The 12118-nt window shown below is 43.7% G+C and carries 12 protein-coding genes; 3 read left to right on the top strand and 9 right to left on the bottom strand.

Translation table 11 applies throughout. The features are described 5' to 3' along the window. Positions 1-37 precede the first annotated feature (37 nt). The 3 genes from BM090_RS07630 to BM090_RS07620 all read right to left on the bottom strand — a co-directional run bounded on the left by BM090_RS07630 (position 38) and on the right by BM090_RS07620 (position 2284). On the bottom strand, positions 38-469 hold the full coding sequence (locus BM090_RS07630) for a DoxX family protein (protein WP_091510236.1): 432 nt from the start codon (positions 467-469) through the stop codon (positions 38-40). Between the two features lie 342 nt (positions 470-811). Then, positions 812-1849, bottom strand: a complete 1038-nt coding sequence (locus BM090_RS07625; protein WP_091510233.1) for a radical SAM protein — start codon at positions 1847-1849, stop codon at positions 812-814. A 108-nt stretch (positions 1850-1957) separates the two neighbouring features. Beyond that, complete coding sequence (locus BM090_RS07620) at positions 1958-2284, bottom strand: HesB/IscA family protein (RefSeq protein ID WP_091510230.1); 327 nt, start codon at positions 2282-2284, stop codon at positions 1958-1960. A 405-nt stretch (positions 2285-2689) separates the two neighbouring features. Between BM090_RS07620 and BM090_RS07615 the strand changes: the two genes are divergently transcribed. From BM090_RS07615 to BM090_RS07605, 3 genes are all read left to right on the top strand, one after another. Continuing rightward, the gene (locus BM090_RS07615; RefSeq protein ID WP_091510226.1) at positions 2690-2968 is read left to right on the top strand and encodes a co-chaperone GroES; all 279 of its coding nucleotides are present in this window, start codon (positions 2690-2692) and stop codon (positions 2966-2968) included. Positions 2969-3082: 114 nt separating this feature from the next. Next, a complete protein-coding gene (groL, locus tag BM090_RS07610) occupies positions 3083-4711 on the top strand; it encodes a chaperonin GroEL (protein ID WP_091510223.1) in 1629 nt (542 codons plus the stop codon). A 109-nt stretch (positions 4712-4820) separates the two neighbouring features. Beyond that, positions 4821-5282: a hypothetical protein gene (locus tag BM090_RS07605; RefSeq protein ID WP_091510220.1), complete on the top strand. Its 462-nt coding sequence runs from the start codon at positions 4821-4823 to the stop codon at positions 5280-5282. A 217-nt stretch (positions 5283-5499) separates the two neighbouring features. Here BM090_RS07605 and BM090_RS07600 read toward each other — a convergent pair whose 3' ends face one another. The 6 genes from BM090_RS07600 to BM090_RS07570 all read right to left on the bottom strand — a co-directional run bounded on the left by BM090_RS07600 (position 5500) and on the right by BM090_RS07570 (position 12047). Beyond that, the gene (locus BM090_RS07600; protein WP_091510216.1) at positions 5500-6138 is read right to left on the bottom strand and encodes a peroxiredoxin; all 639 of its coding nucleotides are present in this window, start codon (positions 6136-6138) and stop codon (positions 5500-5502) included. 44 nt (positions 6139-6182) lie between these two features. Further along, positions 6183-7601: a molybdopterin-synthase adenylyltransferase MoeB gene (gene moeB / locus BM090_RS07595; RefSeq protein ID WP_091510213.1), complete on the bottom strand. Its 1419-nt coding sequence runs from the start codon at positions 7599-7601 to the stop codon at positions 6183-6185. Between the two features lie 67 nt (positions 7602-7668). Continuing rightward, positions 7669-8103 carry a M67 family metallopeptidase gene (locus BM090_RS07590; RefSeq protein WP_091510210.1) on the bottom strand — a complete coding sequence of 145 codons (435 nt, stop codon included), beginning with the start codon at positions 8101-8103 and terminating at the stop codon, positions 7669-7671. An 11-nt stretch (positions 8104-8114) separates the two neighbouring features. Next, positions 8115-9047 (bottom strand): PLP-dependent cysteine synthase family protein, encoded by a 933-nt coding sequence (locus BM090_RS07585; RefSeq protein WP_091510206.1) that lies wholly within the window; start codon positions 9045-9047, stop codon positions 8115-8117. Positions 9048-9652: 605 nt separating this feature from the next. Continuing rightward, the gene (locus tag BM090_RS07575; protein ID WP_091510200.1) at positions 9653-10603 is read right to left on the bottom strand and encodes an aldo/keto reductase; all 951 of its coding nucleotides are present in this window, start codon (positions 10601-10603) and stop codon (positions 9653-9655) included. Between the two features lie 127 nt (positions 10604-10730). Next, positions 10731-12047, bottom strand: a complete 1317-nt coding sequence (locus BM090_RS07570) for a serine hydrolase domain-containing protein (RefSeq protein ID WP_221405355.1) — start codon at positions 12045-12047, stop codon at positions 10731-10733. Between the last annotated feature and the right edge of the window lie 71 nt (positions 12048-12118).

Below are 12118 nucleotides of genomic sequence, written 5' to 3'. Positions count from 1 at the left end.
AGGTACACACTCGATTGCAACAATTAGAATATGTGTTTTAAGCTAACTTTTGCTTCCCTACAATAGGAGAAGAAAAATCTATTACTTTTTTTCTTAATATAATCGTAATAACACTGCAAACTGCTACTGTAACCGACAAAGCGAACAAACTTCCACCATCGTTGAGCTGAAGTTGTGAGTCCATCAATACGATGCCGAGTTTGGTTATATGCGCATAAATAGCCGCAAGCATTACGCTCAAAGAAATTAATGCACCAATAACAGAAAGTCTGGAACTGAGCAAGCAAATCGCGGCGATTAACTCTAATGCGCCCGAACCGATACGCCCCGCAGGTTCTAACCCTAATTTATCAAATAAGAATACGGCTTCTGGTACTGCCAACAATTTTAATACGACCACCTGCAACAGTATCACCGAAGCGGTAACTTGTGAAGCCCAAAGGATGGCATTTTGCTTTTTAGTCGTCATAAATACAAGAATAATAATGTAGTAAAATCAGTAATTAATGAAAAAGGAATCGAGTTCGCTGGTGAAAATGTTTTGTATAATAATGCTCTGAATCCTATAACATCAACAAGTTAGTTATAAAGACAATGCAAATGTTTGCTTCTCAATACGCGCCACGTAATGTATCTTATTTTTCTGCAAAAAATCAGTTCAAAAAACAAAAAAAAGCAGCAATATTTCGTTGAAACACTGCTTTTACTCGGCGAATAGGCAATAACAAAGCGTTTGTTCTATAAAAATCCTTAGAAAGAGTTCTTGTAATAAAAAAGCAAGTATTTCGATATTGTTCCACAATGCCGAACACTAAATCTGCTTTTGGAGCTTACAATTCAAATCAAATTTGCCGCAACGGTCGCAGCCATTTACCAACTGGCCGCCGTGTAGTTTCTGGCGCAATTCTGCGTACTTTTCGCCTTGCCAAAGTTCTAAAAATGAGTTTTCGTGCAAACTCCCCACCGCCAAACTGCTTTCGGGGTTACAACAAAAATGTACGCTTCCGTCTGCCCAAACTCTTGAATACCAATATCCTACAAAACAACCAATCGCTTCTATCGGGAAACTCGTGGCCGACTCGCCGCGCAATTGCTGATAAAAAAACGTTAGATTCGTCTGTACGCCAAGCCGCTCGGCCAAAGCCAAAACCGCCGTTTCTTGTTCCAAAAGTTGGGTGTGTTGCGTGGGCGTAATGGCTACTTGCTCCGTGCCGTCGCCGATGCTCATGAGTTTAAACTGAATTTTTGTGCCAAAACTCGCAGCAAGTTCCAGCATCTGCGCCAGCAAATGCGCGTTGGTTTGGCAAATGACGCACACGAGCTTTAGGTCTGGAGTGCAAGCCGCTATTTTTTGGATTTTATGAAGAAAATGCTCGTAGTCCGAAGCCTTACGGTTGGGGTGAAAAGCCACATAACTCTGCGCGTCGGCGGCCGAGAAATTGGCCTGAATCGTGTCTATTCCCAAACTCAAAAAAGTATCTAAATCTTTGATAAGCGTCAGGTTAGAAATCAGCGTTACTTTTAGCCCCAAGTTTTTGGCGTGGCGCACGGTCTCATCAAATTGCGGATAAACCAGCGGGTCACCACCACCCGTCAGGATGATGCGTTGGGTTTGCAGTGCCGCCAAGTCGTCGAGCAACTGCCGCAACACTGGCCAATCAAGTTGTTTGCGTTTCCATTGCGTATTGGGTCGGACGTTGAGCAAGGGCGAGTAGCTCCAACACGTAATACAATTCAGGTTGCAAGCATTCGTCGGCACGATTCCCACGCTTTCAGGGCCAAGAAGCGGCGCGGCATTCGTCCGAAAATCGCTGAGACGTTGGGTCTGTTGGGGGCTGAGGCGTGCCAATCGTTTACAGTTTTTTGCTTGTTAGAAGAAAACGTGAAGATAAACAAAAAACGCCACAGACTTGCGCAGTCCGTAGCGTTTGCAAAAGAATGTTATTGTATAAAAAGATTATACAGCGAAGCTCTCGCCACAACCGCAAGTGCGTGTCGCGTTGGGGTTGATGAACTGAAAACCTTTGCCGTTGAGTCCGTCGGAATAGTCGAGCGTCGTGCCAATAAGGTACAACACGCTTTTCTTGTCCACACGAATCTCAATTCCTTTATCTTCAATTACTTGGTCGGTTGCGGCCACTTCATTATCAAAGGCCAAATCGTACATTAGCCCCGAACAGCCGCCACCTTTTACGGACACCCGAATACTATAACTTGCGCCACGCCCTTCTTGGCTGCGCAATTCGATGATTTTATCTTTGGCTTTATCTGTGATGTTAATCATTGTCGTGCTGAGTAATGTTTTGAGTCTATTACGTTTCTGCTATCCAAACGCCAATGCTTTGCGAAAAGTTCGGCTACTCGGACAAGTACAAAAGTAATGGATTGTATTCAAAAAAACTGAAACCCTGACACAAATGTCACTTTTTCGGACAAATTGTCTGTTTTTCTTGTTTTAAAAGAAGTATTGGGCAGAGGCTGTCTGCCATTGCCAATGCGTAAGATTTATTGCTGATTTTCAATGCCTAAAGAATGATGGTTATGAGGGTAAAACCTGCAAACTTGGCAGAGTGCGCACACTTTGGCACAACTAATGCAGAGGCTTGGCTGTGCAAAGCCTACTTTGTGTGTGGCTTGCTCGCTTCATTTGTTTTTAACTTTCCCAAAAATTAAAAAAATTATAACAACAATGTCAAACTTGAGTATCAAACCGTTGGCAGACAGAGTTTTGGTAAAACCAGCTCCAGCCGAAGAAAAAACAGCCTCTGGTCTTTTCATCCCTGACACAGCCAAAGAAAAACCACAACGTGGCGAAGTAGTGGCAGTGGGCGCAGGCAAAAAAGACGAGCCATTGACAGTAAAAGTGGGCGATACGGTATTGTATGGCAAATATGCTGGTACTGAAATCAGCGTAGAAGGTGGCGAATACCTCATCATGCGCGAGTCTGATATTTTTGCTATCCTTTAATATTTTTTTGGATAGAAATAGGTAGAGCTAAGCCGTGCAACTGGCTCTTTATCAATACAAAAAACTATTTGCACATCAAAAAAAAAGTATAAAACAACAAATTTCTTTTTAGCAATGTCTAAGAAAATTTATTTCGATACAACTGCACGCGAAAAACTTAAAAAAGGCGTGGACACTTTAGCAGATGCCGTGAAAGTAACACTTGGCCCTAAAGGACGTAATGTTATTTTGAGCAAAAAATTTGGTTCACCTTCTGTAACAAAAGACGGTGTGTCGGTGGCTAAAGACATCGAATTGAAAGACCCAATCGAAAATATGGGCGCACAATTGGTGAAAGAAGTAGCTTCTAAAACTGCCGACAGCGCAGGCGACGGAACTACGACAGCCACTGTACTTACACAAGCGATTTTCTCGACGGGTATCAAAAGCGTAACAGCTGGCGCAAACCCAATGGATTTGAAACGCGGTATCGACAAAGCCGTTTCGACGGTAGTTGCTAACCTTAAATCGCAATCAAAAGCCATCAGCAACAACAGCGAAATCGAACAAGTAGCGACTATTTCTGCCAACAACGACAACGAAATCGGCAAAATGATTGCCAGCGCAATGGAAAAAGTTGGTAAAGACGGCGTTATCACGGTAGAAGAAGCAAAAGGTACTGAAACTGAAGTAAAAACAGTAGAAGGTATGCAATTCGACCGCGGTTATTTGTCGCCTTACTTCGTAACCAACACCGACAAAATGGAGGCCGAACTTGACCGCCCTTACGTGTTGATTTACGACAAAAAAATCTCTTCGATGAAAGAGCTTTTGCCTGTACTTGAGCAAACTGTACAAACTGGTCGTCCGTTGCTTATCATTGCAGAAGACGTTGATGGTGAAGCTCTTGCTACATTGGTAGTAAACAAAATCCGTGGCGCACTGAAAATCGTTGCGGTAAAAGCTCCAGGTTTCGGCGACCGTCGTAAAGCTATGTTGGAAGACATCGCGGTATTGACTGGCGGTACTGTAATCTCTGAAGAACAAGGTTACAAACTTGAAAACGCTACGCTTCAATATTTGGGCACAGCCGAAAAAATCATCGTGGACAAAGACAACACTACAGTTGTAAACGGAAGCGGTTCGGCAGAAGCTATCCAAGCACGCGTAAACCAAGTAAAAGCACAAATCGAAAATACAACTTCTGATTATGACCGCGAAAAATTGCAAGAGCGTTTGGCTAAATTGTCGGGCGGCGTTGCGATTCTTTACATCGGTGCAGCTACGGAAGTAGAAATGAAAGAGAAAAAAGACCGCGTGGACGACGCATTGCACGCTACACGCGCTGCGGTGGAAGAAGGTATCGTCCCTGGTGGTGGTGTTGCGCTTATCCGTGCCGTAGAAGCATTGGACAGCGTAGCGACACACAACGAAGATGAGGCTATCGGCGTGAACATCGTTCGTACAGCTTTGGAAGCTCCTTTGCGTACTATCATCGCTAACGCTGGTGGCGAAGGCTCGGTAGTAGTAAACAAAGTGAAAGAAGGCAAAGGCGACTACGGTTATAACGCTCGCGAAGACCGTTACGAAAATATGTTTGCCGCTGGCGTACTTGACCCAACGAAAGTAACTCGTTTGGCTTTGGAAAATGCTGCGTCAATCGCTGGCCTATTGCTCACAACTGAGTGTGTAATCGCTGACGATCCAGATGAAAAAGAACCTGCTATGCCTCCAATGGGTGGCGGCATGGGCGGCATGATGTAATAGCCGATTTTTCAGAACTGAAAAAAGTAGATATGTACCGCCTCATAAGCACAGAGCTTGGAGGCGGTATTTTTTAGGTAGAATTTTTAACTTTTAACAAATAAATATTATGGAAAATGAACAATATCGAGCATTTACTCGATTTAAATTTATATCATCAGATATAACGCTGATAAATAAAAAATTAGACCGAATTCTTTCAGACACAATAATACCGCAATTAATGAAGGAGGAATGCGCCTTACAATACAAGGAAAAGCCTATAATAAGACCAAAAATAGACAATATCATTATTAAGAAGGATTTTGAAGTAGATAAAATTGAGCCACTTTTTCCAGAACTTAATATAAGTATAGAGCAAACAGACTCTTCTGTTTTTTTAAAATTTCCTGTAAACTGGAATGGAGAGGTAGCCTTATGCAGCACCCCTATAAACCATAGAGGGCGTATGCAAAAACTCATTTATAGTGTAAAAGCATCTTATATAGAACTATCTAACGACGGACAATATAAGGTTTTAAGTCATGACTTTCAATTACTTCACGTAACTGGAGCTAGAGAAGAAGGGTAGTAAACGACGATGAAAACTATATTTAAAGAAATATCTGGCTTTTAAACCTATAAGGTTTTGAAAACCTTATAGGTTTGAGCAAAAAAATAAACCCAACCCGCAATCCCAATACCAACGGGGTTGCGGGTTTTTAGTTGCCATAATAAAGATTAAGGAAAGGATGTTAGTTTTAACCTTATAGGCTTTTTATACCTATAAGGTTAAGGGAATCAATAGATTATAGATTCGGCTGAGGCGTAAGACGCAAATATGGTTTTACGCGTTCGTAACCTTTCGGGAATTTCGCTTCGATTTCTTCGTCTTTCACCGACGTAGCGATTACCACTTTCTCGCCGCTTTGCCAGTTGGCTGGCGTGGCTACCTGATAGTTGGCCGTAAGTTGCAAGCTGTCTATCACGCGCAAAAGTTCGTTAAAGTTACGACCCGTAGAAGCTGGATAAGTGATAATCAGCTTTACTTTGTGGTCTGGCCCAATCACAAATACCGAACGAACCGTAAAAGTTTCGCTGGCATTTGGGTGAATCAAATCATAAAGCTCCGAAACTTTGCGGTCAGCATCGGCGATAATCGGGAAATTAACCACCGTGTTTTGAGTTTCGTTAATGTCGTTAATCCATTCTTGGTGCTTACCCAACGGGTCCACGCTCAATGCCAACACTTTTACATTTCTTTTCTTAAATTCTTCACCAAGTTTGGCAGTTGCGCCCAATTCGGTCGTGCAAACTGGCGTAAAGTCAGCGGGATGCGAGAACAAAACGCCCCAACCGTCGCCCAAATAATTATAAAAATCAATTGTACCTTCTGTTGTTTCTGCCGTGAAGTTGGGAGCAATGTCCCCTAAACGCAATGTTGCCATAATAATTCTGATTTTTTGTTTTATAAAATAAAAATAAATTAAGATTAAATATGAATTGATTTTGCAAATAATTCCGATTGCTCGATTGCCGTAATGCCGCCTTTGAGGTTGTACAAGTTATCAAAACCAAACTCGTCTTCTAATGTCCGAATGGCTTTGGCACTTCTGCCGCCCAATTTGCAATGCACTACTACTTTTTTGTTTCGGCTAATTTCGTCGGCGCGTTGCGCTACCGTTCCCAACGGGATAAGCAGTGCCCCAATATTGATTTGCTCGTATTCGGCAGGCTCGCGCACATCAATTACTTGGATGTCTTCGCCGTTGTTCTGCCATTGTGCAAACTCTTCCACACTGATTTCCTTTAGCTTTCTTTCAACGGCTTTTACGCCGCAAAATTGCTCATAATCTATCAGGCCAGTGATGGCGGGCGCGTCGGCGCGTTTGGTAATTTTCAGTGTTCGGGTCTGGAACGTAAGCGCATCAAATACAAAGAAACGCCCGCTAAGCGGTTCGCCCACGCCCGTAATAACCTTGATTACTTCGTTGGCTTGCAAGCTGCCAATAATACCAGGCAGCACGCCCAACACGCCACCTTCCGCGCAATTCGGAATTAAGCCAGGTTCGGGAGGTGTCGGGTACAAGTCGCGGTAATTTGGCCCCGTTACGCCGTTGGCATCTGTGTAGTTGAATACCGAAACTTGGCCTTCAAACTGAAAAATGGAGGCGTAAACGTTGGGTTTGCCTGCCAAAACGGCGGCATCATTCACTAAATAGCGTATCGGAAAATTGTCCGTCCCGTCTGCTACAACATCGTATTGGCTGATAAGTTCCAATGTGTTTTGGGACGTAAGCTGTGTTTTGTAAATTTCTATGTTGATATACGGATTCAGGCTTTGCAAACGCTTTTGGGCGGCTTCGGCTTTTGGCTTGCCAATATCTTCTGTTCCGAAAAGCACTTGGCGTTGCAAATTGCTGTCGTCCACCGTATCGAAATCCACAATACCAATATTGCCCACACCAGCCGCCGCCAAATACAACAGCAACGGACTTCCCAAACCACCCGAACCAATCACCAGCACTTTAGCAGCTTTTAATTTTTTTTGTGCTTCCAAGCCAAAGTCAGGAATAATGATGTGGCGGTTATAACGCGCATATTCTTCTTTAGAAAAAGTAATATCGTCCAGCGCACCGCTTCCGCCCGCAATGGCGGGGATAATGCTAATGGTTGTTTGGCCGTTTACGGGTGTGTTTTCTTGCTGAAGGTTGCGAATGTCTTCGTCGCCTGCGAAAATATTTACATAGCCTCTAATCTGGCCGTTTTCGTCAAAAAGATTTTTCTTCAAATCAGGAAAATTGAGCGTAAGCTCTGCTAATGTTTCCTGAATGGTGTTGCCGCCCACTTCTACGCGTGATTGTTGGTTCGTAAATTTTCTAAGCGGGGTAGGAATGATTATCGTAGCCATGTTTTTGTAAGATTTAATATTGTTTGAAAAGGAAGTACGTTAAATGCTTGATTTTTAATATTTTATATTAAAGTGAAGTAGCGAAATTGGCCAGATGTACGGCCTCTTCTTCAAACTGAAAATCCTCGTTGAGTCGCCAAGATTGCAACGAAACAAACGTTTTTTCGCTCACGGCCACAATCACATACGAGAAAAAGGGCTGCGCTACTACGCGGTCGTGTTCGCTGGGAACAGATGGGTGATTGGGGTGCGAATGATACACGCCCAACAGCGTAAGTTTTTTGTCTTCGGCATAACGTTCGGCTTTCAGATAATCCAGTGGCGTAATTTCAAAACGGCGGCGTTTGTCGCCATCTTTAGCATTTTCCACCACAATAATTTCCGTAATAAAGCGGTCGTTTTCGGTTTCGTGGCCGAGCAAAAAGCCGCAACATTCGTCAGGAAATGTATGTAGCGCGTCGGCAATTACTTGAGCTTCGGTATTGTCCTTAAAATGTAACATTGCTTTTTGGGTTATAATATTTTCTTAATGACTTCAGAATATTTGTCGGCGTTGTCGGGCAAAACGGTTACGATAGTGCCTTCCGTGATTTCGTTGGCCAGTTGCAAAGCTCCCGCGATGTTGGCCGCCGACGAAGGACTGACCAGCAAGCCTTCTTTTTCGTACAAAAGTTTGATAAGCTCGTAGGCGCGTGGCGTGCTTATTTCCAAATGGCGGTCTGCCACGCTTGCATCGTAGATTTGCGGGACAATGGCCGTTTCCAGATGCTTCCAACCCTCAAGGCCGTGTAGTGCAAAATCGGGCTGCAAGGCAACTACTTGTATGTCAGGATTTACTTCTTTCAGGCGGCGCGACGTACCCACGAAAGTCCCCGTAGTTCCCAGCCCCGCCACGAAGTAGTTAAGGTCGGGTTGGCGTTTGAGTATTTCTTCGGCTGTGCCGTAATAATGCGCTTTCCAATTGTTGTCGTTGGTGTACTGGCCGGCGTAGAAATAGCGTTCTGGGTATTTTTCGGCTAATTCTTTGGCCACTTCTTGCGCCTCGTCCGTTCCCCCAAACTTTGAAGTATAGATAATATTCACGCCCAACGATTCGAGTATTTGCTTGCGTTCGATGCTGGCATTTTCGGGCAAACACAAAGCCACCGAAATCCCTAATTCTCTGGCAATCGTGGCATACGCAATGCCAGTGTTACCGCTTGTAGCATCAAGCAAGGTTTTGTTTTCGTGCAAATGACCTTGCGCAACGGCCTGCCTGATGATGTTGAAGGCGGCTCTTGCTTTCACGCTGCCCGACAGTTGCGACCACTCCGCTTTTGCATAAATTTTCACTTTCGGATTGGCGTGCAAATACCTGATTGGCAGCAGTGGCGTATTGCCGATTTGGCGCGCTATCAGGCCGATTCTTGCCTCAATTGTCGGGTATGTTTCTACTTCGTGTGCCATTGGGAGTAAAATATAAATCGTTGGAAAACAAATATTTGGGCAATAAAAAAAGGTCTTACGATGTTCCGTAAGACCTTCCTTGTGTGTATAAGCAACTGGATAGGAGTTTACATACGGCATCGTCGGGACGCAGCGAAACAACAACAACACGCCATCATGGCGCAAAGGCTGTTTGCGTTGTTTTGTACCGATACCGCTATGTTAAAATCTTGAGTCATTGTGTTTGGGAAATGAAATAAAGGCATAAAAAAAGGCTCTTCGATGTTGTATCGGAGAGCCTATCCCTAAAGTTGGGTATAAGTTTATGGTCATCTTTTAACCGATACAATCTTCCAAGTATGGCATAGCCATACAGCAACAACAACAACACATTGTTGCAGCAGCGATTTGATTGTAAAAGTTAACGTTCTTTGTCATTTGTCTGATATTTGATAAAGCCATTGCGATATGACCTTAATACTTTTGCAAAGTACGCGGACGCTTTTCGTAAAAACAAAATCTTTTCGGAAAATTTTTGAAAAAAGATTTCTTCACAAAAAGAAAATAGTTTTATAATCAACAGATAATCAGTAATTAAAAAGCTATTTTGCAAAAACGAAAATTTATTATTTTGTTTGACTTGCGCCGTCCAGCAAGGCCAAATCTTGCGCATCCAAGCGAAGTAACGGCGCATCAAAAAGCGTTTTGAGTTGATTCTGACTCGTCGCACTCACAATCGGAGCAGTTACCAGCGGTTGCGCCAACAGCCAAGCCAAAGCCACCGTAGCAGGTTGTGTTTGGTGTTTTTCGGCCACTTGGTCGAGTGCCGCCAACACCGCAAAACCTTGTGGCGTAAGATATTTGCTCACGCCGCCGCCTCTTACACTTTTGGCCAAATCCTCTTGCGAACGGTATTTGCCCGTCAGGAAGCCAGCCGCCAACGACCAATAAGGGAAAACCGACAAGTTGTATTGCTGTGCCAAAGACGCGTACTCGGTTTCAAATTTTTCTCTTTCGAGCAAATTGTAATGCGGTTGCAAGGCCACATATTTTGCCCAACCGTTTTGCTCGGCTACCGCGAAAGACTCTTTCAGACGACTTGGCGACACATTGGAAGCGGCGATATAACGCACTTTGCCCGCTTTTACGATTTGCTCGTAGGCCGACATGGTCTCTTCGATGGGCGTTACCTCGTCGTCGAAGTGCGTGTAATACAAGTCGATGTAGTCGGTTTGTAATCGCGCCAACGACTCATCCACCGATTTGAGAATATGTTTTTTACTCACGTCGTTCGGGTGTTCTTTGGTTTGCGACCCGACCTTCGTGGCAATTACGAATTTATCGCGTTGGCCTTTGGCTTTGAGCCAGTTACCAATAATAGTTTCCGATTGGCCGCCTTTTCCGTTTACCCACCAAGCGTAAGTATCCGCCGTATCAATGAAGTTGAACCCTTGTGCCGCAAACGCGTCGAGTATGCCGAAAGATTGCGCCTCGTCGAGTGTCCAGCCGAATACGTTGCCGCCAAAATTGATGGGCGCAACCTCCAATGTCGTGTTTTTAATGACTCTTTTTTCCATAGCAATTTGAATTAGAAATAAATAAATCTGATATAATAACACTACGGCTTTATAGGAAAGTTTCGTGTAGTTGTTATCAAATCGCTTTTTCTAAAATGAGCCAATTCTTTTTTACAGAAAAATCAAATTACTGCTTCTCAATTTTTTGCACCACCAAACCGCCGTTTACGTCCGTGATTTTGAGCAAATACAAACCCGTTTTTAATTTATTTGTATTGATATTAATTTCTTGTTGGTCAGCAACTTGTAGGCTTTGCATTATTTTTCCGTCTATCGACCAAATCTCGATTTTTTGAAGGTTTTTATCTGATTTTACGGTCAGAAAATCGGCGGCAGGATTAGGATAAACCATTACTTTTGGTTTGCTCTGCACAGGTTTGGCCGCCGTTACAGCACACGGCAAGGCGTTGAGGTGCGCCCAAATCTGGTCGTTTAACAAAAATGGAACATCTGCCGCGTCTGGAGCTTCGCCCATTCTTATCATAACAATTTTTTGGCTGGGAATGATATTAAGGAATTGCCCATTTTTTCCCATCGCGGCAATCATATCATCGGGCGCGTTGGGCAACAATTTGCCAGGGAAAACCAGTTGCGAGTTAGGAATCATGTACGATTCTTTGCCGTTGAGCCACCACAAATAACCATAGCTTTTATTGAGGCTTTGCGAGGTATTAACCATTGATTTATAATAACTTGTGTCGGTCATTACGGGCGTGTTATTCCATTTTCCTTTGTTGAGAATAAGCAGCCCGAAGCGTGCCATGCTACGCGCCGTACTAAAAAAAACATTGTTGTTGTCCACGTAACTAAACGTACCCGTCATGCCGATTGGCTGCTTTAGTTTTTGGTTCATGTACGTGTTTAATGTCAGGCCAGTCGAATAATAAATGACACTATCCAGCAACGTGTACGGGGCATTATGATACGCCCAACGCGTTCCCGCATCAGATTTATAAATCAAACAAGTGTCTTGCATACAACCTTCGTTGGGAACGCCGTCGTCGAGACCAGTGGTCATGGTGAGTTCGTGGCGAATCGTAATTTTTTGCTCTTGTGCAGGCGTACAGCTCGTCCAACCTTGCCCCAAATACTGCGACGTTGTATCCGAAATAGACAAATGGCCTTCCTGTTGCGCAATGCCGACCATGAAAGAAGTCAGCGTTTTGCCCGCCGAAGCCCAATACCAACTCGACGTTTGGGTTTGCGTCCCGAAGTATTTTTCAAGCACAATTTTGCCGTCTTTCAGTATAATAAAAGCCTTTGTATTGTTGGTATCCAAGAAGTTATAAAGGCTATCAATACGCGCGGGACACCAGTTGAGCGAGGTAGGCGACAGTGTGTCCCAAGTGCTGCCCACTACTGGCGGAAAATACAGGTTTTGAGCTTTTGTATTGGCTAAAAAAGACAGAAATAGTACAGTGAATAACAGTTTTAATTTCATCATATCTTCCAGTTTTTGTTTGTCTATTGATATAAAAAAAGGCAAAAGGTTTAACTCTTGCCTCATTATTTTTG

The sequence above is a fragment of the Flexibacter flexilis DSM 6793 genome (assembly GCF_900112255.1).
GTDB classification, from domain to species: domain Bacteria; phylum Bacteroidota; class Bacteroidia; order Cytophagales; family Flexibacteraceae; genus Flexibacter; species Flexibacter flexilis.
The sequence above is the reverse complement of the archived record's forward strand: the minus strand, read 5'-3'. Positions and strand labels throughout refer to the sequence as shown.

Bases quoted from the DNA above. Each gene is read 5' to 3' on its own strand.
- BM090_RS07630 (WP_091510236.1), bottom strand. From the start codon at position 469: ATGACGACTAAAAAGCAAAATGCCATCCTTTGGGCTTCACAAGTTACC.
- BM090_RS07620 (WP_091510230.1), bottom strand. From the start codon at position 2,284: ATGATTAACATCACAGATAAAGCCAAAGATAAAATCATCGAATTGCGC.
- BM090_RS07615 (WP_091510226.1), top strand. From the start codon at position 2,690: ATGTCAAACTTGAGTATCAAACCGTTGGCAGACAGAGTTTTGGTAAAA.
- groL (WP_091510223.1), top strand. From the start codon at position 3,083: ATGTCTAAGAAAATTTATTTCGATACAACTGCACGCGAAAAACTTAAA.
- BM090_RS07605 (WP_091510220.1), top strand. From the start codon at position 4,821: ATGGAAAATGAACAATATCGAGCATTTACTCGATTTAAATTTATATCA.
- BM090_RS07600 (WP_091510216.1), bottom strand. From the start codon at position 6,138: ATGGCAACATTGCGTTTAGGGGACATTGCTCCCAACTTCACGGCAGAA.
- moeB (WP_091510213.1), bottom strand. From the start codon at position 7,601: ATGGCTACGATAATCATTCCTACCCCGCTTAGAAAATTTACGAACCAA.
- BM090_RS07590 (WP_091510210.1), bottom strand. From the start codon at position 8,103: ATGTTACATTTTAAGGACAATACCGAAGCTCAAGTAATTGCCGACGCG.
- BM090_RS07585 (WP_091510206.1), bottom strand. From the start codon at position 9,047: ATGGCACACGAAGTAGAAACATACCCGACAATTGAGGCAAGAATCGGC.
- BM090_RS07575 (WP_091510200.1), bottom strand. From the start codon at position 10,603: ATGGAAAAAAGAGTCATTAAAAACACGACATTGGAGGTTGCGCCCATC.
- BM090_RS07570 (WP_221405355.1), bottom strand. From the start codon at position 12,047: ATGATGAAATTAAAACTGTTATTCACTGTACTATTTCTGTCTTTTTTA.